Genomic DNA, 23557 nt, shown 5'->3' with positions numbered 1-23557 from the left:
ACTATCCCCCGCGCTGCTCCATGCCCATCCGGCGCAGCACGAGGTTCTCGGCCAGCTGGGCGAGCCCGTAGAGCAGCAAAGACACGATGGTGATCACCACGACGGATGACCACACCTCGAAGTTCTTCACCTGTGCGACGGCTGTCACGATCCCGTTTCCGAGCCCCTGGCCGGTGGCCAGCCACTCGGCGAGCAGGGCTCCGGTGATCGCGCCGGGAATCGAGATCTTGACGGCGGCGAAGAACGACGGCAGCGACCCGGGGAACGCCACCTTCCGCAGCACCGTGAATGCGTTGCCGCCATACACGGTCACCACGTCGGCGATCTGCGGCGACGGGCTCCGCAGGCCGAACGCGATATTCACGAGAGCAGGGAACAGCACGACGATTCCGCCCATTACAGCGGCAACGGATGCCCCGCGCCCGACGATCAGGATGATCACCGGCGCCAGCGCCACCAGTGGCACCGACCGCAGCAGCAGCGCCAGCGGCATGAGTGCACTCTCGATGCCGCGCGACAGCGTGAACACGGTGGCAAGCACCGTCGCCGCAAGGATGCCGGCGACGAACCCGATGAACGCGTCGTTCAGTGTGACGATGAGGTTGTCCCAGACGCCGGCCCGATTGTCGGCGGCGGCCGGCACCGTGAACAACCAGTTCCAGACGTCGAGCGGTCCCTTCGCGATGAACGGTGAGATGTTCAGCAGCAGGAGCAATCCCTGCCACACCGAAAGCACCACCACGAATGTGACGAGTCCGGTCAGCAGGCCCCTGGCCAACACAACGCCCATGCTCCGTGTTGCGTTCATCGTGCGCTCCCACCGCGTGACCACGGCGCCGCCGCGCGGGCGATGAGCCCGAAGAGAAGGTAACCGAGTCCGGCGACCAGGCCGGACACGATGGCGAGCCCCCAGACCCGATCCACGTTGGCCGACGATCCGGCGGTCAGCAGTGCGACGCCGAGGCCGCGTTCTGCCCCGCCCATGTACTCACCGAGCACGGCACCGAGGAAGGCGGCCGGCGCCGCGATCTGGAGGGCGGACAGCACGCTCGGCAGGCCGGCGAAGAGTCGAACTTTGCGTAACTGGGTAAGCCGGGTACCGCCGTAGACGGTGATGATGTCGAGACTGGCGGCATCCGCTGCCTTCAGGCCGACGAGGGATCCAACCACCGTCGTGAAGAAGACGGAGAGCGCGGCGAGGAAGACCGCGGTGCCGGAGATGCCACCGGCAGACGACGGGCCGATGACGATGTACGCGAGGGGCCCGATCGCGACGATGGGGACGCAGTACGTGATGACGGCCACCTGCATGGCCGTCTTCTCGATACGCGGAAAGATGAGCACGAGCGCGGCGAGGAGCAGCGCGAACGCGTTACCCCAGACGAACCCGATGCCGGCCTCTGTCGTGGTCGCGACGATGTGTGGCCAGTAGTACGCGAAACCATCGGTGACCAGCTGCCTGAGCACAGCACCCGGCGTGGGGATCGCGCCCCCTGGCACAGCACCAACGTTCTGGAAGACCGTGACGGCACCGCTCCACCACAACGCGATGATGACGATGCCGCCGATCGCTCCCGTCGCCCACTGCGGCAGGCGCCCGAGTGCGGCCATCAGTGTGCCACCGCCGCCTGGGCATCTCCGAAGAGCAGGTCGGACGCGCGGTCGTGCAACGCGTGAAACTCCGGCGTTCGCATGATGTCCGGATGCCGCGGGCGTGGCAGATCGACGTCGATGACCTCCTTGATACGTCCGGGCCGCGGGCTCATCACCGCCACCTGGTCTGAGAGGAAGATGGCCTCTGAGATGCCGTGCGTGACCATCAGCGTCGTGGCAGGCTTCTCCGTCCAGATGCGCAGGAGCTCGACATTCAGGCGCTGCCGCGTCATGTCGTCCAGCGCGCCGAACGGTTCATCGAGCAGCAGCACAGACGGCTTCAGCACCAGCGACCTGGCGATCGACACCCGCTGCCGCATCCCGCCGGAGAGCTGGGCCGGCTTGGCCTTCTCGAAGCCCTCCAGGCCGACGAGCGCGATCAGCTCTGTGACGTAGTCCTGGTCGACGGGCAGACCTGCGACCTCGAACGGCAGCTGAATGTTGGCGCGGACTCCACGCCACGGCAGCAGAGCTGCGTCCTGGAACGCGATTCCGAGTTCATGCTCTGAACGCAGTTGCTCAGGAGTCTTGCCGTCGACGAGCGTCGTGCCACTCGTCGCCTTCTCCAGGCCGGCCAGGATGCGGAGAATCGTGGACTTGCCACAGCCAGACGGCCCGAGCAGCGACAGGAAGCTGCCCTTCTCGGTGTGCAGGGTGGCGTTGTCGAGCGCGACCACCTGCTGCCGGCCAACCGTGAACGTCTTGTGAAGCTCGGAAATGTGGAGGCCGGTACCCGAGGTCGCCCCTCGGATACCGGCATCTGTGGTGCTCATTACTTGCTGTAGGCAATCAGGTCCGGGTTCTCCTTGTAGACCTCTGCGAGCAGGCTCATGTCGAAGAGCTTGTCTGCCGCAACGGTGATACCGGCAGCCTTCAACGTTGCGATGCTCTGCTTCTGCAGCTCCGTGGTGATCGTGAAGAGACCGTTCTTGGCCGTGTCTGCGCTGACGACGAGGTCAGTTGACTGCACGGAGGCCTGCTTGGATTCCTTGGCCATCGTCAGTCCGAGCTCGGTGCCATAGGTGTCTACGACGTAGGTCGCGGCGGCCTCAGGGTCGTTGATCGCGTCCGCCCAGCCCTTGATCTCTGCAATCAGCAGCGCTTTCAACTTGTCGCGGTCATTCGCGATGGAGTCATCCGACGCGATGAACGTCTCTGCGACGAACGGCAGGCCGTTGTCAGCCAGCGGGAGGTTGACGGGATCGAGGCCAGCCAGGTCGGCGTCAATTGCCTCGTTGGTCAGGTAGCCGAACCAGCCATCGACTTCACCGTTGAACAACGGGGTCGGGTCGTACTCAACGGGCACAGTTGTCACGTCACTGTCGGTGAGGTCGTTGACCGCAAGGAAGGCTTCCCACAGGTTCATGTTGCTGGCCTGTACGCCAACCGTCTTGCCCTTCAACGCGTCGACGGAGCTGATATTGCCGACGCCCTTCAGCGACAGGATGGTGAAGGGGTTCTTCTGGTACGTCGCGCCGATGATCTTGATGGGAGCGCCCTCGTTGGCGATGACAGTGCCCGTTGAGATGGCGTTGCCGAGTGCGATGTCGACGTTGCCGGCGATGACGGTGGCTTCAGCGGATGTCGGAGGCCCTGCGACCAGATCGACGCTGCCGAGTCCCGCCTCTGCGTAGTAGCCGTTCTTCTCCGCCAGGAATTCACCCATGAACTCGGCGTTCTTGATCCACGAGAGCTGAATGCTGGCATCACCCAGCGCTTCCTTGCCACCGTCTGCCCCAGAGGTTGCGCTGGTGTCTGCGGCGCAGGCGCTGAACGCCAGGGCGGCAACCGCTGCAACGGCCGCCAGCTTCCCGATGCGGAATGCCGACGAACGGGCGGTCTTCGAAGCTGATCTCATAAGTCCAGTCTTTCTGTGTCGTATCCGATGTGTCGGCAGGGAGGTATCGCTGGTGCCGCCGCGCATCACACTATGAGGCTCACGTCACGCCATTGAATCGATCATGTTTCAGACGCGTTGCGTGACCAACTCGTGACAATTACGGGCCCCCATCTGGGCTTTATCACCGCCATGAGTCGCCTGTGAACCACCGCGAAACACGCGAGAAACCCCGGCTTGCTAGAGTCCAATCCACGTACGAGAAAGGTGTCACCACCCATGTCACAGACTGTTCCGGATCGGGATTTCGTCACCGGCCTGCCCAAGAGCGAGCTCCACCTTCACCTGGAGGGCACGCTTGAGCCCGACCTGAAGCTTGCCCTCGCAACCCGCAATGGCGTGGACATCGGCCAGAGCACCGTCGCCGACGTGCAGCAGACCTATGTCTTCGATTCGCTCGCGAGCTTCCTGGCCGTGTACTACCCGGCCATGAACGTGCTCGTCACAGAGCAAGATTTCTATGACCTGGCCAACGCCTACTTCCTGCGCGCGGCCACCGACGGGGTTCGCCACGTCGAGGCATTCTTTGACCCGCAGGCGCACACCTCGCGCGGCGTGCCGATCGAGACCGTCATCACCGGCTACGCACGCGCTGCAACGTATGCCGCGAACTTCGGTGTATCCGCCGATCTGATTCTCTGCTTCCTCCGTGACTTCACCGCTGAGAGCGCCCTGGCGACCCTGCAGGAAGCGCTTCCGTACAAGGACCTCTTCATCGGTGTCGGCCTCGACTCTGATGAGCGGGACAACCCGCCGTCGAAGTTCGCAGAGGTCTTCTCCCTCGCACGGGCTGAGGGCCTGAAGCTCACCATGCACTGCGACATCGACCAGGTGGGCAGCATCGAGAACATCCGCCAGGTGCTCGAGGACATCAAGGTCGACCGTATCGACCATGGCACGAACATCGTTGAGAACCCCGCGCTCATCGAACTGGTGCGTGAGCGCGGCATCGGCCTCACCTGCTGCCCCGTCTCGAACAGCTTCGTCACGAGTGACATGAAGGCGTCCGAGATCATCGAGTTGCTTGCCAGCGGCGTGAAGGTGACCATCAACTCCGACGACCCTGCGTACTTCGGCGCATACGTGACCGACAACTACCTCGCACTGATCGAGGCCGGATCCCTGGGCATCGACGAGGTCGTGACGCTGGCGAAGAACTCGTTCGAGGCATCCTGGCTGCCAGAGAAGGACAAGGCAGAGTATCTCGCAGAGATCGACGCCTACGTCGCGGCATACACGGCATCCGCTTAAACACAAAAGGCCCGTCCAATGGACGGGCCTTTGCGTTGTTCCGAAGAACGGTGTTACGAAATTAGATGCTGTTCACATCGAGGGGGATGCCAGGACCGAACGTGGTCGAGACAGCACCCTTCTGGATGTAACGGCCCTTGGAGGAGCTCGGCTTCAAGCGCACGATCTCTTCGAGGGCAGCAGCGATGTTCTCCTGCAGCTGCTCTGCGTCGAACGAAGCCTTGCCAACGACGAAGTGCACGTTGGAGTGCTTGTCAACGCGGAACTCGATCTTTCCACCCTTGATGTCGGAGACGGCCTTTGCGACGTCAGGCGTCACGGTGCCGGTCTTCGGGTTGGGCATGAGGCCACGCGGGCCGAGTACCTTTCCGAGACGGCCAACCTGGCCCATGAGCTCCGGGGTCGATACGGCGGAGTCGAACGAGGTGTAACCAGCGGCTACCTTCTCGATCAGCTCTGCGCCACCGACCTCGTCTGCACCGGCTGCGATTGCAGCGTCGGCAGCGGGGCCCGTTGCGAAGACGATGACGCGGGCGGTCTTACCGGTACCGTGAGGAAGAATCACGGTGCCGCGGACCATCTGGTCTGCCTTGCGGGGGTCAACACCAAGCTTGAGGGCAACCTCAACGGTGGAGTTGAACTTGGCTGAACCGGTCTCCTTGGCGAGGGCGACTGCATCTGCCGGGGTGTAGAACTTGTCGGTGCCGATTTTCTCGGCCGCGGCCCGGTAGGCCTTTGACTTCTGTGCCATTTGATTCTCCTGTAATGCTACTGAGACTGTGGTGCGAGCCTGGCAGGCTCTTCCACGTGATGCCTGCGACTACTGTCGCCGGCTTTAGTTCTAGTGAACTCGTTCTGGTGAACGGGGAAGGACTAGCCCTCGACCGTGATTCCCATTGAACGAGCGGTGCCCGCGATGATCTTCGACGCTGCGTCGAGGTCGTTCGCGTTGAGGTCAACCATCTTGGCCTCGGCAATTTCGCGGACCTGAGCCTGCGTGAGCTTGGCAACCTTGACGGTGTGCGGGGTTCCTGAACCCTTTGCAACACCAGCTGCCTTCTTGATGAGCTCAGCTGCCGGCGGGGTCTTCAGGATGAACGTGAACGAGCGGTCCTCGTAAACGGTGATTTCAACCGGAACAACGTTTCCGCGCTGGGATTCTGTCGCAGCGTTGTACGCCTTGCAGAACTCCATGATGTTGACGCCGTGCTGACCGAGCGCCGGACCAATGGGCGGTGCTGGGTTGGCGGCGCCGGCCTTGATCTGAAGCTTGATCAGACCAGTAACCTTCTTCTTCGGTGCCATAGTTCTATTCCTTTTCGGTGATCGAGCCTGTCGAGATGCCTCGACGAGGTTCTCCCGCATCCCCGGCGAATCCGAGGCGCGGTAGTTGAGGGGAGTTGTTAGAGCTTGGTGACCTGGTCGAAGCTGAGCTCGACCGGGGTCTCACGCTCGAACAGGGAGACGAGCACGGTGAGCTTGCCGCTCTCCGGCTTGATCTCGCTGATCGAACCGGGAAGGCCAGCGAACGAGCCTTCCTTGATCGTGATGGTCTCGCCGATTTCGAAGTCGACCTCTGCGGGGATGACACGGGCCTGCGCCTTGCCAGGCTGTCCGCCACCTGCCTTGGTGACCGGAACGTCCTTGGGCTCGACCAGGCTCTTCAGCATGCCGAATGCCTCTTCGAAACGAAGCGGTGTCGGGTTGTGCGAGTTGCCGACGAAGCCGGTGACGCCAGGCGTGTGGCGAACCACTGACCAGCTGTCTTCGTTCAGGTCCATGCGCACCAGCACGTATCCGGGGATACGAACGCGGGTGACCATCTTGCGCTGGCCGTTCTTGATCTCGACGACATCTTCCATCGGAACCTCGACCTGGTAGATGAAATCTTCCATGGCCATCGACTGCTTGCGGTTCTCGATGTTCTGCTTGACGCGACGCTCGAAGCCGGCGTACGAGTGGATGACGTACCACTTGCCAGGCGCGAAACGAAGTTCCTTGCGGAACTCGTCGTAGGGGTCTTCAGAAGCTTCTTCTTCTTCGGCTTCTACAGCTTCAACAGCTGCTTCGGCTTCTTCGACGGAGTCGATGTCGAGCGCGTCGTCGACGAGTGCGTCGGCTTCGGGGTCGGTCGAGTCCGCGAGTGCATCCAGAGCGGCATCGAGGTTGTCTTCGACATCCTCGTTCTCGTCTTCGATGTGCAGCGCGACGTCTTCTGCAGCCTTGACTGCGTTCTCCTCGGCAGCCAGAACGTTTCCGGACTGGGCTTCGTCGTCTTCAGCGGACTGCTCAGCAGCGGTTGCCCAGTCGGCGTCGCCGTAATTCGTCTCAGACACTAAATCTCAATCCTTCTCTGTTGCATGGGCACGAAATCTTTACCCGTGCAGCGTTGCCATGTATGTCGCGCAGGTGCCAGCCCGACGGTGACGGCGGACTTAGCCGCCTGGCGTTCCGAACACCCAGGTGACGGCGAGTGCGAACACCCAGTCGAATAGCGATACGAGAGCCATCATGATGACCACGAAGACCAGCACGACGCCGGTGTAACTCAGGAGCTCCTTGCGGGTCGGCGTGACGACCTTCTTGAGCTCCGCAATAACCTGCTTGATGAACAGGGACATCCGAGCGAACGGGCCGCGCTTAGAATCGCGCGCCTGCTTCGCGTTGGCGACGATTTCCTCACTGGGTTCGTCGAGAACTTTTCGGGCCACCTATTACACCTTTCATGGGCCGGAGGAAACCCACCGACTTGCAGGGCGGACAGGACTCGAACCTGCAACCTGCGGTTTTGGAGACCGCTGCTCTACCAATTGAGCCACCACCCTATGGGCGAAATCTAAATGCTTCCTCGCACGTACCTATTCAATCAAATCACCTGGCATTTCACCAAAACGAGAAGCAAAAAAGGGCGCAAAAAAGCATGGCAGATTTCACTACCTGGATCTAGTGTAGGTCACTCAGGGGTGGCTGTAAAGCTGGGCCCCTGGCATCCGCTCACTCGATCATTTTCTTTCGGCGTACGTATTACAGAGTAGTCGCTCTGTGCACCAAACGTGTGCCCCCGTATGCTCGTACCGTGACCCACGAACTTCCACGAATCTCCCACCGCGTCGGCTCAATTGCAGAGTCGGCAACTCTCAAAGTCGATGGCAAGGCCAAGGCCCTGCAAGCTGCCGGACGCCCTGTCATCAGCTATGCAGCCGGCGAGCCGGATTTCGCGACGCCTGAGCACATCGTTGAAGCCGCCCTCGCTGCGGTGCGCGACCCGAAGAACTACCGGTACACCCCGGCAGCAGGGCTTCCTGAACTGCGTGAGGCTGTGGCCGCCAAGACTCTTCGTGACTCCGGTCTTGAGGTCTCCCCCAGCCAGGTGATCATCACCAACGGCGGCAAGCAGGCCGTCTACCAGGCGTTTGCCACCCTGCTCGACCCTGGGGACGAGGTTCTCGTGCCCACGCCGTACTGGACCACGTACCCGGAGGCCATCAGGCTCGCAGGCGGCGTGCAGGTCGACGTCTTCGCCGGCAGCGACCAGGGCTACCTCGTCACGGTGGAGCAGCTCGAAGCCGCCCGCACCCCTCGCACGAAGGTTCTGCTGTTCGTCTCCCCGTCGAACCCCACCGGTGCCGTCTACTCGCCAGAGCAGACGAAGGCCATCGGCGAGTGGGCCGACGAGCACGGCCTCTGGGTCATCACCGATGAGATCTACCAGAACCTCACCTATGACGGTGTGCAGGCCATCTCCATCGTCGAAGCCGTTCCTGCGCTGGCCGACCGCACCATCCTCGTGAACGGCGTCGCCAAGACGTACGCCATGACCGGATGGCGCGTTGGCTGGATGGTCGGCCCCTCCGACGCCATCAAGGCAGCAGGAAACCTGCAGTCGCACCTGTCGTCGAACGTGTCGAACATCTCGCAGCGCGCAGCGATCGCGGCGCTGAACGGCCCGCAGGATGCGGCCGCCACAATGCGTGACGCTTTCGACCGCCGGCGCAAGCTGATCGTTGCCGAGTTGAGCAAGATCCCCGGCATGATCACGCCAACACCACAGGGCGCCTTCTACGTCTACCCGGATGTCACCGGCTTGCTTGGCAAGACGTGGGGCGGCGTCACGCCGACCACCTCCCTTGAGCTGGCCGACCTCATTCTCGACCAGGCAGAGGTTGCCGTCGTTCCTGGGGAGGCTTTCGGCCCGAGCGGCTACCTGCGCCTGTCGTACGCACTCGGTGACGCTCCCCTGCTCGAGGGCGTTGAACGCCTGCAGCGACTCTTCTCGTAGGACTGCAGATCTGACGGTCCGGCACTCGTGCGGCTCAGGAGTCAGGTATCCACCGATCAGTGGATACCTGACTCCTCCGTTTGGAGGCTTCACACTCGAGTCGCCGACTGAGAGGCTGAGGCCATGAACGAGACATCCGCTTCACCGGTCGTGCGAGTACGCGACCTGCACAAGAGCTACGGCGGCGCTGTCGCCGTCGACGGCATCAGCTTCGACATTCAGGCCGGCGAGACTTTCGCTCTGCTCGGGCCGAACGGAGCGGGCAAGAGCACGACCATCGAGATCCTCGAGGGCTACCGCGATCGCACCAGCGGCGACGTCAGCGTGCTCGGCGTCGACCCAGCCAGGGGCGGACTCGACTGGAAGGCACGGCTCGGAATCGTGCTGCAGTCCAGCGGTGAGAGCGGCAACGTCACGGTGACCGAACAGCTCACCCACTTCGCCGGCTTCTACCCGCACCCGCGGAGCGTCCGTGAGGTGATCGAGGCCGTCGGCCTCACCGAGAAGGCCAAGACACGCATCAGCAAGCTCTCCGGGGGGCAGCGTCGGCGAGTGGATGTCGCGCTCGGCATCATCGGGCGCCCAGAGTTCCTCTTCCTTGACGAACCGACGACGGGCTTCGATCCGGAGGCCAGGCGCCAGTTCTGGGACCTCATCCGCTCGCTCAAAGCCGAGGGAACCAGCATCCTGCTGACCACGCACTACCTCGATGAGGCCGCGCAACTCAGCGACAGAGCCGGGGTGATCGCGGGTGGTCGCCTCATCGACATCGGAGCCATCGACGAGATCGGTGGAGCGGATGCCCGTATCCCCGTCGTTCGCTGGCGCGACGCGTCTGGCGCTGTGCGGCAGGAACGCACAGAGGAGCCAGCTATGCGCGTGGCCGCACTCGTGAGCGAGTACGGCGGAGAGCCAACCGATCTTGAAGTGATCCGGCCGAGCCTGGAGGACGTGTACCTCGACCTCGTGCGCGCAGCCAATGTCGAGACCCCAGAGCACACATTCCAGGAAGAAGAGGCCAACGCATGAGCACCATCGCCCTCGGTGCATCGCGCATCGGCTACGAGACCAGGATCTATTTCCGCGGTTTCGACACACTCTTCTTCACGTTCCTGTTCCCCGTTGTCATGCTCGCGATCTTCACGAGTGCGTTCAGCACGGCCGGCAACGTCGGCACGGCGGCGGATGGCTCAGGCGGCATCAGCGTCGGTGCGTACTACCTGCCAGGCATGTTGGCTGCCGGCATGCTGCTGTCCGGCCTGCAGAACCTGGCCGTCGACATTGCGACAGAGAAGGGCGACGGCACGCTCAAGCGACTGGGGGGCACCCCACTGTCTCCGTTCAGCTACTTCATGGGCAAGATCGGGCAGGTGTTCGTGACCGGCGTGCTGCAGGCTGCGTTGCTCCTGGCTGTTGCCCACTTCGCCTTCGACGTTGCGCTGCCAACAGAGCCAGAGAAGTGGCTCACCTTCGGGTGGGTGTTCGTGTTCGGCGTCATCACCTGCGCGTTCCTCGGCATCGCGCTCTCCGCGCTGCCCCGCTCTGGCAAGAGCGCGACGGCCGTCGTCATCCCGACGGTGCTGGTGCTGCAGTTCATCTCCGGCGTCTACCTGCAGTTCTACATGCTGCCGGAGTGGATGCAGAACGTGGCCAGCCTGTTCCCCCTCAAATGGATGGCGCAGGGAATGCGAGGTGTTTTCCTGCCGGAGAGCTTCGCCGCACTTGAGCCGTCTGGCAGCTGGGACTACGGCCTCATCGCGTTGAACCTCGGCATCTGGCTGGTCGTCGGCCTGGTGCTCAGCAGGGTGACGTTCCGCTGGATCCGCAAGGACGCTTGATCCGGTGGGATACTGCGTCGGTGGGACACTGAGCAGATGACGATGAAACGCTGGTGGGACCTCGCCGTGGCCGGGGGACTCACCGTGATGGCGATGGCCGCCGTGGTCGGCTACTCGGCATCGACCGCGAACCGAATCAGCGCCATCGTCACCCTTGCGGCAATCGGCCTCTGTTACGCGCTGTGGGGTCGTCGCCGACTGGGCGGTGACCGTCCGTCTGTCGTGTTCTGCATTGTCATCTGTATCGGATGCGGCGTCGCCACGTTCTTCGTTCCCAATATGGCGACGCTGCAGGCGATCGCCTTTCCACTTATCTGGGTGTTGTGCGGGCCGGTTGCCGTCGGTGTCACACTCAGTGTCTTGCTCGCGGCATCCGTTGCGGTCGGCTATGCGCTTGGCCTCGGCGGTTCAGTAGCCGTCACGCAGGAGGCACTCGCAATCGAGGGACTCTCGCTGCTGTTCGCCATCGCGCTCGGGCTGTGGATCAGCCGCATCGCCCACACCGGCGAGAAGCACCGCACGCTACTCGCCGAACTCACCGCGGCCCAGGGCGAGTTGGCTGCCATGCACCGGGATGCCGGCAGTGCGACAGAGCGGGAACGGCTGTCACGCGAGATCCATGACACCATCGCGCAGAGCCTCACCAGCCTGGTGATGCTGGCTCAGCGCACGAGATCCGAGCTGGCTGCCGCAGGCGCAGAGGCATCACCAGCGGCCGAGACGATCGATCTCATCGAAGACACCGCGCGAGATGCCCTGACCGAAGCCCGCGCCCTCGTCGCTGCCATGTCACCGGCGAGCGTCGGAGACTCCACGCTCACCGAGGCCCTGCATCGGCTGGCCGAACGCTTCGAGCGTGAAACGGGCATCCAGGTGGATATGACCGTTGCCACACGCGAGCTCGATCGGGAGATCGAGGTTGTGCTGCTGCGGTGCACCCAGGAGGGTCTCGCCAACGTGCGAAAGCACTCACGGGCGGAGACGGCATCCATCTCCATTGCGCTGGCCGATGACGATGACAGCATTGGCAATAGTGTGACCCTCACCGTGCTCGACAACGGGCGCGGACTCGGCGCGTACTCCCCAGACACTGCGACCGGATTCGGCCTGTCTGGAATGCGTGACCGCGTCGGATTGGTCGGTGGCGACCTGCGGGTCGGCGCTGGGTCTGCCGGCACGGGCACGGAACTGCGCATCAATATTCCGTTGGGAGAACCTTCGTGATCCGTGTGCTCGTCGCCGATGACCATCCCATCGTCCGCAGCGGCATCGTCGGCCTGCTCGGGGTAGCAGAGGGCATCGAGGTGGTCGGTGAAGCCTCCGACGGCCGCGAAGCTGTTGACCGTGCGGCCGCGCTCTCCCCAGACGTCGTGCTCATGGACCTGCGGATGCCTCATCTCGATGGCGTCGCTGCGACGGCACAGATCCTTGCGGCGACGCCCGGCATCCGCGTGCTGATCCTCACCACCTATGAGACGGATGACCAGATCCTCGGCGCGATTGAAGCCGGGGCAAGCGGCTATCTGCTGAAGGCAGCGCCGCAGGCGGAGATCATCGAGGGCGTGCGCTCGGTGGCCGGCGGCCAGACCGTGCTCGCACCCTCGATCGCCACCAAGCTCGTGCAGCGAGTTCGAACGGATGCGACGCCGGCGCCACGCCTGTCGGCCAGGGAACTCGAGGTGCTTCGGCTGGTGGCCGCCGGCAACAGCAATCCGGCAGTCGGGCGGGCGCTGTTCATTGGCGAGGCGACAGTGAAAACGCACCTGCTGCATGCGTTCGAGAAGCTTGGCGTGAGCGACCGCACGCGGGCCGTTACCCGGGCGATGGAGCTGGGACTGCTGTAGGGCTGGGCTCGCTGCTAGAGCAGCTTGCGCTCCAGCGCCCAGGCGGTCAGTTCGTGCCTGCTCGAGAGCTGCAGCTTGCGCAGCACGGCAGACACATGGGTTTCGACGGTTTTCGCCGAAATGAAGAGCGTGCCAGCCACCTCTTTGTAGGTGTAGCCGCGGGCGATCAATCGCATGACCTCCTGCTCGCGCGCGGAGAGCCGGTCGAGCTCATCGGTGGTCTCCGCGGTCTCGCCGGACACCGCGCCGAACGCATCGAGCACGAAGCCGGCCAGCTTGGGCGAGAACACGGCGTCGCCGTCGGCCACACGGCGGGCGGCATCCGACACCTCTGCCCCCGATGAGCTCTTGGTGATGTATCCGCGGGCGCCGGCACGGATGACGCTGACCACGTCGTCGGCGGCATCCGACACGCTCAGCGCCAGGAACAGTGTGGCCGGCGCGAGCGGCGCTGCGTCGCGGATGACCTCTGCTCCCCCGCCGCCGCGACCGCCAGGCAGGTGCACGTCGAGTAGCACGACCCGCGGCTGCAGCTGCGCGACCAGGGCGATGGCCTCATCGACGGTCGCTGCCTCGCCGAGCACTGCGATACCGGCGTCGAGTTCAGTCCTGAGCCCAGAGCGGAAGATCGAGTGGTCGTCGACGATCACCACGGGCAGGGTCGCCGGTGGCGGGGTGGGCTCCGCCGCTGCGAGGTCGGTCATTCGGCATCCGTTTCTGGTGACTGTGATTCTGAAGGCTGTGTTTCTGGGCTGTGCGACGCGGGCAGCGTCAGCAAGATCTCTGTGCCTGCTCCGCCAGGGCCCGGCCGAACAGACGCCGTGCCGCCGACCCGTCGCATCCGCCCCAGGATCGACTCGCGCACGCCGAGGCGGTCTTCTGGGATGTCATCGATGGTGAACCCTGGGCCGCGATCCGTGATGCTGAGTTCGATGCCGCGAGCGCCGCTCTCGAGGTAAACCGAGACCGCACCGCCGGCGTGCCTGGCCGCGTTGAGCATGGCTTCGCGGGCGGCGGCGACGAGTCCCTCAGGTGCGTCCTCAGGGCCGCTCCCTGCCGTGACGATCTCGAAGTGCACGGGGTGGTCCTCTTCGATGACCCCGGCGACCCGACGGAGTTCTGTTGCCAGGTCGACGCGCGTGGACTCAGCGCCGGTGAACAGCCATTCACGCAGCTCGCGTTCCTGTGCCCTGGCAAGGCGCGCGGCGTCGCTGTGCGGGCCGGCCTTCTGCTGGATCAGGGCGAGTGTCTGCAGCACCGAATCGTGCAGGTGGGCCGCGATCTCGGCGCGCTCCGCCTCGCGCACCCTGGCGGCGCGCTCATCGGCGAGGTCGCCGAACAGGCGAATCAGCCACGGCGCGAGCACGACAGCAACGCCGATGAGCACCGCAGCTGCGGCAACGACAACCGTCCAGACGTTCGGCTGCTCCCCGGTCACGAAGAAGAGCAGGATACCGACGGCGACCAGCACGAGGGCACCGAGGATGCGCACCAGGATCGCGGAGGTGCGGAGCGCTGCGCCGCTTCGCAGATCGGCGAACTGTCGCCAGGCGAGTGCAACACCGGCGAGCACCACGATGGCGGGGATGATGACCGCCAGCGGAATACTGGCGCCGTACCGGCTGGCGATCAGCGCGACTCCCGCCGCGAGCAGGGCAAGGCCGAGCAGGATCTCGGTGACAGGTGCGGTGCGAGCGGATGCCGTGGTCGTCGCGGCCGCGTCCGACGCGGCTCGGGGAGTCGTCGTCTGTGCTGGATCTGCCGGGGCGGGTGTCGCCCTCTCGGGAGTCGTCGTGGGGTCACACGTCGCCCCGGCCGGCGTCACAAGACTGGCCTTCGGCAGGGCGGCGGAGCGGGCGGCAGCGCTGCCGGCATCCGGTGTGGTGGCCCACAGCCAGGCGTAGAGAAGGATCCCTGCGCCGCCGCAGAACGCGAGGATGACCGTGGCCACCCGCACAACGTTCACGGGAAGACCGGTGTGCTCGGCGAATCCCGCGCACACGCCGCCGATGATTCGGAGCCGCGGCCTCGTCATCCGTTCGGTCTTCACTCCAGAATCAAAGCATGCCCGGGCTCTCTCCGGGAATCGGGGCGGGTAATTCAGGGACGAGCCAAACCTTTTCAGGGATGAGTCAGGGTGATCCCTGATAGCGAGCAACCCCGTGGCCGCGCCACACTCGAATCATGACCAACCACACCGACAACAGCTCGGGCGCCAGCCATGCCGATGGCTACGCGCAGATCACCCGATTCTTCAACTGGATCCGGTCGCTCGGCCTCGTTCGCGGCACAGACCGCTGGGCCGCCGGCGTCTGCGGTGCCATCGCCGCGCGCACCGGGCTCGACCCGCTGATCATTCGCGGCATCGTGATCGTGCTCGCCGTACTCGGCGCGCCGGCCATCCTGCTCTACGCACTCGCCTGGGCGCTGTTGCCAGACACCAGTGGCCGCATCCACGCTGAGCAGCTGGTGCACGGTGTCGTCGAGCCGGTGATGATCGGCATCCTGGCGCTGATCCTCTTCTCGCTCGCCCCGTTCAACCGCGGGCTGTGGTGGCAGGGCGCGCCCATCGCCTGGGGCATGCCGGACTGGCTCGCCACGACGCTGGCCGTCGGCTGGTTCCTCGCCGTAGCCGCCGCCGGCATCTGGCTGGTCGTCTACCTGCTGCGCCGCACGCCGGCTCCCGACTTCATGACGAAGCCGTTTGACTCCAGGCCGTACCAGACCACGCAAGCGGATGCCGCACCCGCCGGCTCCCCGACGGCCGCCTCATCCAGCGCGTACGCCTTCACCGCTGGCGCCGCCGGTGCCGCCGGGACGACAGTTCCCGCGCCACCGCCGGCCGAACCACAAGCAGCCACCGTTGGCGGAAGCACTGACGCCTACGCAGCAGCAGGGGCAGCAGGAGCGGCAGGGGCGGCAGCGACACCTCCGCGCAGCACCTGGGACGCCTGGCAGGAACAGAACCGCGCCTGGAACGAGCAGAGCCGCGCGTGGACTGAGCAGAACAAGCAGCGCCACCAAGGCAACAGCCTTCAGCACAGGCACCACCATCGTCACCCCGGTGCCGGCTTCTCCGCGATCGCGCTCGGCCTTGCCCTCGTGGCTGGTGCCGCAGCGGCTGGTTTCTTCACGATCAGCGTCGAGGGCGGGCTGTGGACCGGCCAGTCGCTCCTCATCGGACTCGCGTTCACCCTCGGCGTCCTCGCCATCGGGATCATCGTGTCTGGCATCCGCGGTCGTGACAGCGGAGCCATGGGCGGTTTCGCCTTCTTCGCCGCCCTCGCCCTCGTCTTTCTCGGAGTGTTTCCGCAGGGCACCCAGTTCTCGCCCTTCGGCTCACCGAACTGGACAGTGAGCTCGAACGATGTCGACGCCGTTCCCGGGTACGCGATCATCGCAGGGGCTCCGACAGTGGACCTCAGCCAGCTCGACGACGCACGACTGAACGACGGCCGCACCATCGACGTCTGGCTCGGATTCGGGGAGACCGAACTCATCCTGCCGTCCGATCGCACCGTCACGGTGCAGAGCAACCTGCTCGCCGGCGCCATCGAAGACGAGTCAGACCAGGGCAGCACCCGTGCCTCCAACGAGCGCGGCGGCGTCTTCCTCCACGACTCCCGCACCTTCAACTCGGGCGATGCCGGTGCCGCAACCGAGATCCGCGTCTGGTCGTTCGCCGGCCAGGTATCCATCGTCGATGCCGACACCGACCGCTAGGAGCATCCGAATGACAACCTCACCAGATTCGCCGACAGAACCGCAGCCCACCGATGGCCGGGCGGCCGATGCCCTGCCCACCGATGCTCAGCCGACAGTCCCTCTGCCGGCCGCAGACAAGGTCGGCGACGCCCGGCCCACAGACCCACTTGATGACCTCTTCGCGCCACCCGCCCGGCCTGCGCCGGCTCCAACCGACTCGGCCTGGGCACCCGCAAGCAGCGCCGCTCCGGCATCCGCTTCGGCACCTGCACCGGCACCCACCACCTGGCGTCCGCAGTTCGGCACCATCGTGTGGGGCGTTCTGCTGCTGGTCTTCGCCGCGTTCATGGTCGTCTGGACCGTCGTTCCGACGAGCCAGGACCCCACGCTGTGGCTTCTCGGTGCTGTGATCGTGACGGGCCTGTTGCTCGTGGTGGCCGGCATCGTGGCAGCGGCCAGGCGCGCGGGCTAGCTCCGCTCTCCTCTTACGTGCTGCGGTTGAACTGCCGAATCACCCGTGGCCGTAGGAGTTGGTCTGTCCCCACGTAGCCGACCAGTATCAGTACGGGCAGCCAGGCTGGCCAGTGCCCACCGAAGATGACAAACACGGCGAGGACGGCTGTTGGGATAGCTGTCACGAGCACGAGGTGCGGCGTCCGCACGCCGAACCGCCACGCGATCATCACGTTGGCGAGGTGGTAAACGGCGACCCCGCCGCCCAAGGCCACCACGGAACCATACGGGAGATGCGAGTCGTCTGCATGCTCGATAGCCGAACCGAGACCGGCCGCAATCCCAATAAGGCCGAGCACGATGAAGAAGTGGGCGACACCGATGACATCGCGTAGAACCGTCCCAGAGCTGTGACCCAGCATCGTGCTCGTGACAGGTATTCCCTGCTGGAAGTACTGCCACCAGATCGCGCAGATCAGCACGAAGCCCCCGGCAGTGATCGCCCAGGCAAGCGGCGACTGGTCCACGCGGACCGCGAGAACGAGCTCAAGGATCGACTCACCGAGCACGATCATGACGAAGAGGCCGACTCTCTCAAGAAGATGCCCAATCGCGAACGAGGCCTGTCCAAAGCCTGACGCACTGTAGACCACCTCGGCAACGACGAGACAGAGCCAAACCCAGGGGCGCACATCATCCGGAGAGAGAAGCGACCCAAGCCACAGCACAGAGATGCCCGGTCCGTGCATGGCCGCGCGGATTCCTCCGCCCCTGTGCGCTCTGAACCACAATGGCCAGACTGCGGTTCGAGCCACCGCGAGCCCCAGGACGAAGAGCGGGGCCGCACGGGATGTCGCCTCCGGTATCGATACGGCGATCAGCCCGACTCCGGCCATCGAGACCAGGAGAGGGATTCTCCAGTCACCGGCGCCATCACTCCAGAGGTTCACGAAACCGGTCACTGTCAGCCAGACGAGCCAGGCGACCGCAAGCAGACCGGCGACCGTGATGAAGTCGGTGAGTTCTGGTGCTCCGTGAAGCAGCCCCGTCAGCCGCAAGACGATGACGACGAAACCAAGGTCGAAGAATAGTTCGAGCCAGTCGACGTGACGGGTCGAGCTGACGTCGATCTCGGATGCCTCGGGGGCCGCCATGGTTCCTGCCCCTTATGCGGCTAAGCGCTCGTTCGCGGGTCGACGACGGAGGCTCACCCTTTCGATCGCCGGCGGGACGTAGGCCTGGTCGAGGGTGCCGATGTCCGTTCCGGGCGGGACGATCTCATCGATCCTGTCGAGGACGTCGTCGGAGAGGTGGACGTCCAGCCCCGCGAGGAGGTCGTCGAGCTGCTCAATGGTTCGTACCCCAAGCAGAGCGCTGGTGACTCCGGGGTGCGAGATAGCGAATGCCATTGCGAGGTGGGGCATGGTCAACCCGGCCTCCCCGGCGAGTGGGATCAGCTTCTCCACCGCGTCCAGGCGTCGCTCATCGCTGAACGCGGTGAAGATTTTCGCGCGAGTGACGTCGTTGGTCTGCCCACGGCGGACTCGACCGGTGAGCATCCCCTGGCCGAGCGGGCCCCACGCGAGAACGCCCATGCCGTACTCCTGTGCAACCGGAAGAACCTCACGCTCGATGCCGCGATTCAGGATCGAGTACGGCGGCTGCTCAGTGCGGAACCGATCCAGGCCACGCCGTTCGGCAGCCCAGTGTGCCTCCACGAGGTTCGACGCCGGCATCGTCGAGCTTCCGAACGCGCGGATTTTGCCGCTCCGGACGAGGTCCGTTAAGGCGGAGAGTGTTTCCTCGATATCCGTATCGGGGTCAGGACGCTGGAGCTGATACACGTCGATGTGGTCGACCTGGAGACGGCGCAGCGAGTTCTCGACCGCGGTCATGATCCACCGCCGGGAGGCGCCCCGCTGGTTCGGGTCTGTACCCATCGGGCGACTGACCTTCGTTGTCAGCACCACGTTGTCGCGTCGACCCTTCAACGCCAGCCCGACGACCTCCTCCGAGTCTCCGTACGCATCAGCGGTGTCGACCAGGTTGATGCCGGCGTCGAGCGCCTTGTGGATGATTCGGATCGAATCTTGGGGGTCGGAGTTACCGATTTGAGTGGCGAACATGAGCGCGCCGAGCCCGTACGGACTGACCTTGATTCCCGTTCTGCCGAGGTTTCGATAGTGCATGAGGTTCTCCAATTGTGTGTTTTCGAGATGCGGGAGTATCCCGTCCGGTCGTACTATGAAGAAACGGAATCTATTTCCAGTACTATACGGAACAGCGTTCCGCTAAGCAAGGGGTGCACCAATGGAACCAACCACCGTCCAGCCAGCCACGCAGCCTGCAGAGCTTGGCGGCACTACACGTCGCCGTCAGCGCGTTGACGCGCAACGCAATCTCAACGCCCTGCTCGAGGCAGCGAAGACTGTGTTCGCGAGCGCTGGCGTTGACGCGCCGGCGAAAGAGATCGCAGACCGTGCCGGTGTCGGCGTCGGGACTTTGTATCGGCATTTCCCTCGCCGCTCTGAGCTGATCGTCGCCGTTTTGCAACACGAGGTCGACGCCTGCGCCGATGCTGCGACAGCGCTGAGCGCCGAGCACGAACCATGGGACGCGCTCACGAAATGGATCGAACGGTTCACGGACTTCGTCGGAACGAAGCTCGGTCTCGCCGCTGCCCTCCACTCGGGTGACCCGGCGTTCAACGATCTCCCCCGCGTTCTCCTTGACCGCCTCGAGCCCGCGCTCGATGGACTTCTCACTACCGCACGAACCGACGGTCGGGTTCGACCAGACGTCAGCGCCAGGGACCTCCTGCTCACCGTTGCGCTGATGTGCCAGCCCGTTCCTGGCGAGGACCATCACTTTAATGAACGGATGATCCGCATCTTCATGGAAGGACTTGAGCTCAGGTGACACGGGAGTAGCTGCTGGGCGTTAGATGGCCGTGCGGCCGGCCGCGCTACTTGTAACTGCGTCTAGAGCGAGACCCCGATGAGCACGGGCTCCGGCTGCAGCACGACGCCGAACTCGGCTGCGACGCGGCCCTGCACGAAGCGCGCCAGCTGGGCGATCTCCTCTGCTGTTGCACCGCCCGTGTTGGTGAGGGCCAGGGTGTGCTTGCTTGAGATCGCAGCAAGGGAGCCCGGCAGGCGGAAGCCGCGCCTGATCCCCGCGTTCTCGATGAGCCACGCTGCGCTCAGCTTCACGAGGCGCACCCGTTCGATGCCGGGGACGGGCCCGACGCCGTAGTAGTCCTCCAACGGGATGACCCGGTCGGGGATGGCGTCTTCCTGCGTCCATCGCGGCGCGGATTCCGGCAGCGTGCGCGCGAAGCTCTCGCTGACGATCGGGTTCGTGAAGAAGGAACCGGCACTGGCGGTGTCTGGGTCGGCAGCATCCAGCACCATGCCCTTTGAGCGGCGCAGGGCGAGCACGGTGTCGCGCAGGTCCTGGATCGGCACCCTGTCTCCCAGCTGCACACCGAGAGACCCGGCCAGCTGGGCGTAGGCAACGGGCTGGCTGAGCGCGCTGCCCAAAACGGATGCCTCAGCCTGCGTGTCATGGAGGGCAAGTTCGATGGCCAGCACGATGCCCTCCAGCCCCTGCTTGAGCACCGACGTGCGGTAGCCGAGCTCGAGGTCGGCTGCGGTCAGCCGCTGCACATCGCCCGATTCGTAGTCGAGGAAGTCGATGGCCGTGAGGCTGGCCGCGATTTCCTGGCCGTACGCACCGATGTTCTGCACGGGGGCAGCACCGGAGGCGCCGGGGATTCCGGAGAGGGCCTCAAGCCCTGCCCAGCCCTGCGCGACGGTGTACGCCACCAGGTCGTCCCACGGTTCGCCGGCCTGCACACGCAAGCGCACGTGCTCCGAGTTATCGGATTCCAGCACCTCGATGCCGCGCGTCACCAGCTGGATGACCGTGCCGTCGAATGGGTCGTCTGACGCCAGCGTGTTTGAGCCGCCGCCCAGCAGCATCCACTTCTCGTCGCTTGCCCACACCTCGCGGGCGGCGTCGACCAGCTCTGCTTCGGTGGCGGGCGCCACCAGCCGACGCGGCACACCGCCGACGCGCAGGGTGGTGAGGTCGCTGAGCGGGATCGGTTCAGACACGCTTACGCCAGGGTGACGCGTGCTTGCGCCTTGCCGAGCACGGTCTGGTCGTTGTAGGTCACGGTGAGGTCGATGCGCGCGATGGCCGCATCGACATCGAGGGCGCCGACCTTGGCCGACACCGTGATGACTGCACCATCGGTACCGTCAACGGGAACCGGGCGGGTGAAGCGCACCTGGTAGTCAACGACGCGCGCGGGGTCGCCTGCCCAGTCGACGACGGGCTGCACGGCGATGCCCATGGTCAGCATGCCGTGCGCGAGCACACCGGGCAGGCCGACGGAGGCTGCTACGTCGTCGCGGTAGTGGATGGGATTGAAATCACCGGATGCCCCGGCGTAGCGCACGAGGGAATCGCGCGTCAGCGTGAAGCTGCCACCGGCGACGACATCGCCGACGGCCAGGGAATCAAGGGTGGGCGCTGGTGCGATTGTCATTCGTCTCCCCTGACGACGAGGGTGGATGTCGCGGTCACGACGTGTGCGCCGGTGGCGTCTGTGATGCTCGACTCAGCGGTCACCATGGAGTGTCCACCGAGCGACTTCACGCTGGCGACGGTGAGCGTTGCGGTCAGCTCATCACCGGCCACGATCGGGCGGGTGAAGCTGAAGCGCTGGTCGCCGTGGACGACGCGAGTGAAGTCGATGCCGGCATCCGGTTCTGAGAGCAGCTGTGCGAGCGTCTGTTCCTGCACAACAACGGCGAAGGTAGGCGGGGCGACAACGTCGACGTGGCCCGCAGCGCGTGCGGCATCCGGCTCGAAGTGGATGGGGTTCGTCGCGAAGACGGCGCGGGCAAACTCGCGTATCTTCTCGCGTCCGACCATATATGGCGTTGTGGGCGGGAAGACCCGGCCCTGAAGTTCGGGGTTCACTGGCACCATTCGAGTGTACTTGGAGGCCAGCGGGCGAGCGCCAGCATTCACCTGCGCAGTGCAACTGGCAGGCTAACGCAACTGGCAGACTAGTGCGAGTGAAATTCGCACGTGTGGGCTTGAACAGCCCGGAAGCAGCTCGCCTCCTCGATGGACTCCGCTGGGAGTACGAGACCCGCTATGGCCCCGGCGACGCGGCAGATGATGTTCCGGCCATCGAGTTTGATCCCCCGTCTGGCACCTTCCTGGTGCTGCTCGACGGTGAGACCACTGTCGCGGGCGGCGGTATCCGTCGTTTCGACGAGACCACCTGCGAGATCAAGCGGATGTGGACCCACCCCGACTACCGTCGCCAGGGTCACGCGAGCAGCGTGCTCGGGCGTCTCATCGAGATCGCTCGCACGGAGCTCGGCTACAGCCGTTTGCTGCTTGAGACTGGGCCGGCCCAGCCGGAAGCGCTCAGAATGTATCGCGAGCTCGGCTTCCGCGAGATCGGCAGCTACGGCAAGTACGAGCACGCCCACGGCTTCGAGCTCATGCTGAACCCGGCGCCGGCAGCTCCGTAACTCTTGTGTCTCCACGGGCGCCGGGTCGTGCGCGGGGTTGTGCGACGGGTTGTGGCTGCATAACTCCTGCAATTCGCCTGGCGGTCTGGCATCCGCTCCCGTATTTCCAAGGCTGCGGGCCGGGTCCGTCGAATTCTGCAGGAGTTATGCACCAGCAGCTCGGCTGAACAGCAGCGAGCGCAGCTGCACGAGCAGCAGACTACTTGGCGGTCGGGATGACCAGGCCGCCCCAGGTGTCTTCCATGAACTTCTGGGTTTCGGGTGCGAGCAGCAGCTCGGTGAGCTTCACGACGCGCGGGTCGCTCTTCAGCTCTGCGCGGGTGGCCAGAACGTTGGAGTACGGGCTGTCTGCGCCCTCGATGAGGATGGCGTCATCGGCGGTGAGGCCGGCGGGCAGCGCGAACGAGATGGTCACGAATGCGGCGTCAACGTCGGGCACGGCCTGCGGCAGCGTAGCGTTCTCGATCTCGAGGAACGTGAAGTTGTGCGGGTTCGAGGTCACGTCGGCGACGGTGGTCGGCTCATCCGTGGTTTCAATGAGGCCCTCTGCGGCGAGGATCTTGAGCGCGCGGCCCTCGTTCGTCGGGTCGTTCGGGATGCCGATCTTCGCGCCATCCTTCAGGTCATCGACGCTGTCGACCTTGTCGCTGTAGAACGCGGCGCTCGGCAGGTAGATCGAGCCGAGGCTGATCAGGTCGCCGCCAGCCTGGGAGAGGTAGGTCTTCAGGAACGTCTCGTTCTGGAAGAGGTTGGCGTCGATCGAGCCGTCGGCCAGCGCGGCGTTCGGCGTGTTGTAGTCGGTGAACTCGGTGAATTCGATGTTCAGACCGGCGTCGGCGGCCAGGTTGTCCTGCACGAATTTCAGGATGTCGCCAGCGGGGGTCGCGAGCGCGCCGACCTTGATGGTGCCGAGGTCTGAGCTGTCGGCGGCCGTGGTGGCCTCAGGGGTGGATGCGGCGCAGCCGGCCAGGCCGACGAGAGCGGTGACGGCAATGGCGGCACCGGCAAGACGCGAGGTGCGAGCGGAGAACTTCATGTGATGACTCATCTCAAGAGGGGGCTGTGGACAGGGGTGGTGC

Annotated in this window: 26 protein-coding genes and 1 tRNA gene; 10 read left to right on the top strand and 17 right to left on the bottom strand. The window is 64.7% G+C overall.

Going from position 1 to position 23557, the window contains the following annotated elements; translation table 11 throughout:
- Position 1 precedes the first annotated feature (1 nt).
- Genes AC25Z0_RS10630 through AC25Z0_RS10615 form a run of 4 tightly spaced genes read right to left on the bottom strand, consistent with a single transcriptional unit; the run spans position 2 to position 3511 of the window.
- Complete coding sequence (locus AC25Z0_RS10630) at positions 2 to 808, bottom strand: ABC transporter permease (protein ID WP_488119629.1); 807 nt, start codon at positions 806 to 808, stop codon at positions 2 to 4.
- Positions 805 to 1611, bottom strand: coding sequence for an ABC transporter permease (locus tag AC25Z0_RS10625; RefSeq protein ID WP_488119628.1), 807 nt, complete (start codon positions 1609 to 1611; stop codon positions 805 to 807). Before AC25Z0_RS10625 ends, AC25Z0_RS10630 begins: the two co-directional genes overlap by 4 nt.
- Positions 1611 to 2426 (bottom strand): ABC transporter ATP-binding protein, encoded by an 816-nt coding sequence (locus AC25Z0_RS10620; RefSeq protein WP_488119627.1) that lies wholly within the window; start codon positions 2424 to 2426, stop codon positions 1611 to 1613. The genes AC25Z0_RS10625 and AC25Z0_RS10620 overlap by 1 nt, the downstream gene beginning before the upstream one ends.
- Positions 2426 to 3511 (bottom strand): ABC transporter substrate-binding protein, encoded by a 1086-nt coding sequence (locus AC25Z0_RS10615; protein ID WP_488119626.1) that lies wholly within the window; start codon positions 3509 to 3511, stop codon positions 2426 to 2428. The genes AC25Z0_RS10620 and AC25Z0_RS10615 overlap by 1 nt, the downstream gene beginning before the upstream one ends.
- A 258-nt stretch (positions 3512 to 3769) precedes the next feature.
- Between AC25Z0_RS10615 and add the strand changes: the two genes are divergently transcribed.
- Complete coding sequence (gene add, locus AC25Z0_RS10610) at positions 3770 to 4801, top strand: adenosine deaminase (protein WP_488133199.1); 1032 nt, start codon at positions 3770 to 3772, stop codon at positions 4799 to 4801.
- A gap of 61 nt (positions 4802 to 4862) precedes the next feature.
- Here the strand turns inward: add and rplA are convergent, their stop codons facing one another.
- From rplA to AC25Z0_RS10585, 5 genes are all read right to left on the bottom strand, one after another.
- Positions 4863 to 5552: a 50S ribosomal protein L1 gene (rplA, locus tag AC25Z0_RS10605; RefSeq protein ID WP_488119624.1), complete on the bottom strand. Its 690-nt coding sequence runs from the start codon at positions 5550 to 5552 to the stop codon at positions 4863 to 4865.
- Positions 5553 to 5674: 122 nt separating this feature from the next.
- Complete coding sequence (gene rplK / locus AC25Z0_RS10600; RefSeq protein ID WP_488119623.1) at positions 5675 to 6106, bottom strand: 50S ribosomal protein L11; 432 nt, start codon at positions 6104 to 6106, stop codon at positions 5675 to 5677.
- Positions 6107 to 6204: 98 nt separating this feature from the next.
- On the bottom strand, positions 6205 to 7137 hold the full coding sequence (gene nusG, locus AC25Z0_RS10595; RefSeq protein ID WP_488119622.1) for a transcription termination/antitermination protein NusG: 933 nt from the start codon (positions 7135 to 7137) through the stop codon (positions 6205 to 6207).
- A 99-nt stretch (positions 7138 to 7236) separates the two neighbouring features.
- Positions 7237 to 7512, bottom strand: coding sequence for a preprotein translocase subunit SecE (secE, locus tag AC25Z0_RS10590; RefSeq protein WP_488119621.1), 276 nt, complete (start codon positions 7510 to 7512; stop codon positions 7237 to 7239).
- Positions 7513 to 7553: 41 nt separating this feature from the next.
- A tRNA-Trp gene (locus tag AC25Z0_RS10585) sits at positions 7554 to 7626 on the bottom strand.
- A gap of 230 nt (positions 7627 to 7856) precedes the next feature.
- Here AC25Z0_RS10585 and AC25Z0_RS10580 point away from each other — a divergent pair.
- The 5 genes from AC25Z0_RS10580 (at position 7857) to AC25Z0_RS10560 (ending at position 12762) form a co-directional block, all read left to right on the top strand.
- Complete coding sequence (locus AC25Z0_RS10580; protein WP_488119620.1) at positions 7857 to 9080, top strand: pyridoxal phosphate-dependent aminotransferase; 1224 nt, start codon at positions 7857 to 7859, stop codon at positions 9078 to 9080.
- 123 nt (positions 9081 to 9203) lie between these two features.
- The gene (locus AC25Z0_RS10575; RefSeq protein ID WP_488133198.1) at positions 9204 to 10109 is read left to right on the top strand and encodes an ABC transporter ATP-binding protein; all 906 of its coding nucleotides are present in this window, start codon (positions 9204 to 9206) and stop codon (positions 10107 to 10109) included.
- Positions 10106 to 10918: an ABC transporter permease gene (locus AC25Z0_RS10570; RefSeq protein WP_488133197.1), complete on the top strand. Its 813-nt coding sequence runs from the start codon at positions 10106 to 10108 to the stop codon at positions 10916 to 10918. Before AC25Z0_RS10575 ends, AC25Z0_RS10570 begins: the two co-directional genes overlap by 4 nt.
- A 36-nt stretch (positions 10919 to 10954) precedes the next feature.
- Positions 10955 to 12142: a histidine kinase gene (locus AC25Z0_RS10565; protein ID WP_488133196.1), complete on the top strand. Its 1188-nt coding sequence runs from the start codon at positions 10955 to 10957 to the stop codon at positions 12140 to 12142.
- Positions 12139 to 12762 carry a response regulator transcription factor gene (locus tag AC25Z0_RS10560; protein WP_488119616.1) on the top strand — a complete coding sequence of 208 codons (624 nt, stop codon included), beginning with the start codon at positions 12139 to 12141 and terminating at the stop codon, positions 12760 to 12762. Before AC25Z0_RS10565 ends, AC25Z0_RS10560 begins: the two co-directional genes overlap by 4 nt.
- A 14-nt stretch (positions 12763 to 12776) precedes the next feature.
- Here AC25Z0_RS10560 and AC25Z0_RS10555 read toward each other — a convergent pair whose 3' ends face one another.
- Positions 12777 to 13466 carry a LuxR C-terminal-related transcriptional regulator gene (locus AC25Z0_RS10555; RefSeq protein WP_488133195.1) on the bottom strand — a complete coding sequence of 230 codons (690 nt, stop codon included), beginning with the start codon at positions 13464 to 13466 and terminating at the stop codon, positions 12777 to 12779.
- Positions 13463 to 14797, bottom strand: a complete 1335-nt coding sequence (locus AC25Z0_RS10550; RefSeq protein ID WP_488133194.1) for an ATP-binding protein — start codon at positions 14795 to 14797, stop codon at positions 13463 to 13465. Before AC25Z0_RS10550 ends, AC25Z0_RS10555 begins: the two co-directional genes overlap by 4 nt.
- A 149-nt stretch (positions 14798 to 14946) precedes the next feature.
- Between AC25Z0_RS10550 and AC25Z0_RS10545 the strand changes: the two genes are divergently transcribed.
- Together AC25Z0_RS10545 and AC25Z0_RS10540 are read left to right on the top strand one after the other, a co-directional pair.
- Positions 14947 to 16485 (top strand): PspC domain-containing protein, encoded by a 1539-nt coding sequence (locus AC25Z0_RS10545; RefSeq protein ID WP_488119613.1) that lies wholly within the window; start codon positions 14947 to 14949, stop codon positions 16483 to 16485.
- 10 nt (positions 16486 to 16495) lie between these two features.
- Positions 16496 to 16939, top strand: coding sequence for a hypothetical protein (locus AC25Z0_RS10540; RefSeq protein ID WP_488119612.1), 444 nt, complete (start codon positions 16496 to 16498; stop codon positions 16937 to 16939).
- A 13-nt stretch (positions 16940 to 16952) separates the two neighbouring features.
- Here the strand turns inward: AC25Z0_RS10540 and AC25Z0_RS10535 are convergent, their stop codons facing one another.
- Entirely contained in the window at positions 16953 to 18074 is a 1122-nt protein-coding gene (locus AC25Z0_RS10535) for a low temperature requirement protein A (RefSeq protein ID WP_488119611.1), read from the bottom strand.
- A gap of 12 nt (positions 18075 to 18086) precedes the next feature.
- Positions 18087 to 19109, bottom strand: coding sequence for an aldo/keto reductase (locus AC25Z0_RS10530; RefSeq protein WP_488119610.1), 1023 nt, complete (start codon positions 19107 to 19109; stop codon positions 18087 to 18089).
- A 121-nt stretch (positions 19110 to 19230) separates the two neighbouring features.
- On the opposite strand from AC25Z0_RS10530, the gene AC25Z0_RS10525 reads away from it, so the two are divergent.
- Positions 19231 to 19839, top strand: a complete 609-nt coding sequence (locus AC25Z0_RS10525; protein ID WP_488119609.1) for a TetR/AcrR family transcriptional regulator — start codon at positions 19231 to 19233, stop codon at positions 19837 to 19839.
- A gap of 62 nt (positions 19840 to 19901) precedes the next feature.
- Here AC25Z0_RS10525 and AC25Z0_RS10520 read toward each other — a convergent pair whose 3' ends face one another.
- From AC25Z0_RS10520 to AC25Z0_RS10510, 3 genes are read right to left on the bottom strand one after another with little or no spacing between them, the layout of a single operon-like run.
- The gene (locus AC25Z0_RS10520) at positions 19902 to 21038 is read right to left on the bottom strand and encodes a UDP-N-acetylmuramate dehydrogenase (RefSeq protein WP_488119608.1); all 1137 of its coding nucleotides are present in this window, start codon (positions 21036 to 21038) and stop codon (positions 19902 to 19904) included.
- Between the two features lie 2 nt (positions 21039 to 21040).
- A complete protein-coding gene (locus AC25Z0_RS10515; RefSeq protein WP_488119607.1) occupies positions 21041 to 21475 on the bottom strand; it encodes a MaoC family dehydratase in 435 nt (144 codons plus the stop codon).
- Positions 21472 to 21918, bottom strand: coding sequence for an FAS1-like dehydratase domain-containing protein (locus tag AC25Z0_RS10510; RefSeq protein WP_488119606.1), 447 nt, complete (start codon positions 21916 to 21918; stop codon positions 21472 to 21474). The genes AC25Z0_RS10515 and AC25Z0_RS10510 overlap by 4 nt, the downstream gene beginning before the upstream one ends.
- Before the next feature lie 92 nt (positions 21919 to 22010).
- Here AC25Z0_RS10510 and AC25Z0_RS10505 point away from each other — a divergent pair, with 92 nt between their 5' ends.
- Positions 22011 to 22478 carry a GNAT family N-acetyltransferase gene (locus AC25Z0_RS10505; RefSeq protein WP_488133193.1) on the top strand — a complete coding sequence of 156 codons (468 nt, stop codon included), beginning with the start codon at positions 22011 to 22013 and terminating at the stop codon, positions 22476 to 22478.
- Between the two features lie 199 nt (positions 22479 to 22677).
- Here the strand turns inward: AC25Z0_RS10505 and AC25Z0_RS10500 are convergent, their stop codons facing one another.
- Entirely contained in the window at positions 22678 to 23514 is an 837-nt protein-coding gene (locus tag AC25Z0_RS10500; RefSeq protein WP_488133192.1) for a MetQ/NlpA family ABC transporter substrate-binding protein, read from the bottom strand.
- Positions 23515 to 23557: the final 43 nt, after the last annotated feature.

Source organism: Leifsonia sp. Y862 (genome assembly GCF_057669585.1).
This window is presented reverse-complemented; position numbering and strand designations above follow the sequence as displayed.

Excerpts from the sequence above, each read along its gene's own strand:
- rplK (WP_488119623.1), bottom strand. The coding sequence starts at position 6,106 with ATGGCACCGAAGAAGAAGGTTACTGGTCTGATCAAGCTTCAGATCAAG.
- AC25Z0_RS10535 (WP_488119611.1), bottom strand. The coding sequence starts at position 18,074 with ATGGCGGCCCCCGAGGCATCCGAGATCGACGTCAGCTCGACCCGTCAC.
- AC25Z0_RS10565 (WP_488133196.1), top strand. The coding sequence starts at position 10,955 with ATGACGATGAAACGCTGGTGGGACCTCGCCGTGGCCGGGGGACTCACC.
- AC25Z0_RS10625 (WP_488119628.1), bottom strand. The coding sequence starts at position 1,611 with ATGGCCGCACTCGGGCGCCTGCCGCAGTGGGCGACGGGAGCGATCGGC.
- AC25Z0_RS10575 (WP_488133198.1), top strand. The coding sequence starts at position 9,204 with ATGAACGAGACATCCGCTTCACCGGTCGTGCGAGTACGCGACCTGCAC.
- AC25Z0_RS10615 (WP_488119626.1), bottom strand. The coding sequence starts at position 3,511 with ATGAGATCAGCTTCGAAGACCGCCCGTTCGTCGGCATTCCGCATCGGG.
- AC25Z0_RS10525 (WP_488119609.1), top strand. The coding sequence starts at position 19,231 with ATGGAACCAACCACCGTCCAGCCAGCCACGCAGCCTGCAGAGCTTGGC.
- AC25Z0_RS10550 (WP_488133194.1), bottom strand. The coding sequence starts at position 14,797 with ATGACGAGGCCGCGGCTCCGAATCATCGGCGGCGTGTGCGCGGGATTC.
- AC25Z0_RS10530 (WP_488119610.1), bottom strand. The coding sequence starts at position 19,109 with ATGCACTATCGAAACCTCGGCAGAACGGGAATCAAGGTCAGTCCGTAC.
- AC25Z0_RS10515 (WP_488119607.1), bottom strand. The coding sequence starts at position 21,475 with ATGACAATCGCACCAGCGCCCACCCTTGATTCCCTGGCCGTCGGCGAT.
- add (WP_488133199.1), top strand. The coding sequence starts at position 3,770 with ATGTCACAGACTGTTCCGGATCGGGATTTCGTCACCGGCCTGCCCAAG.
- AC25Z0_RS10545 (WP_488119613.1), top strand. The coding sequence starts at position 14,947 with ATGACCAACCACACCGACAACAGCTCGGGCGCCAGCCATGCCGATGGC.
- AC25Z0_RS10540 (WP_488119612.1), top strand. The coding sequence starts at position 16,496 with ATGACAACCTCACCAGATTCGCCGACAGAACCGCAGCCCACCGATGGC.
- AC25Z0_RS10620 (WP_488119627.1), bottom strand. The coding sequence starts at position 2,426 with ATGAGCACCACAGATGCCGGTATCCGAGGGGCGACCTCGGGTACCGGC.
- AC25Z0_RS10500 (WP_488133192.1), bottom strand. The coding sequence starts at position 23,514 with ATGAAGTTCTCCGCTCGCACCTCGCGTCTTGCCGGTGCCGCCATTGCC.
- rplA (WP_488119624.1), bottom strand. The coding sequence starts at position 5,552 with ATGGCACAGAAGTCAAAGGCCTACCGGGCCGCGGCCGAGAAAATCGGC.
- AC25Z0_RS10555 (WP_488133195.1), bottom strand. The coding sequence starts at position 13,466 with ATGACCGACCTCGCAGCGGCGGAGCCCACCCCGCCACCGGCGACCCTG.
- AC25Z0_RS10630 (WP_488119629.1), bottom strand. The coding sequence starts at position 808 with ATGAACGCAACACGGAGCATGGGCGTTGTGTTGGCCAGGGGCCTGCTG.
- AC25Z0_RS10570 (WP_488133197.1), top strand. The coding sequence starts at position 10,106 with ATGAGCACCATCGCCCTCGGTGCATCGCGCATCGGCTACGAGACCAGG.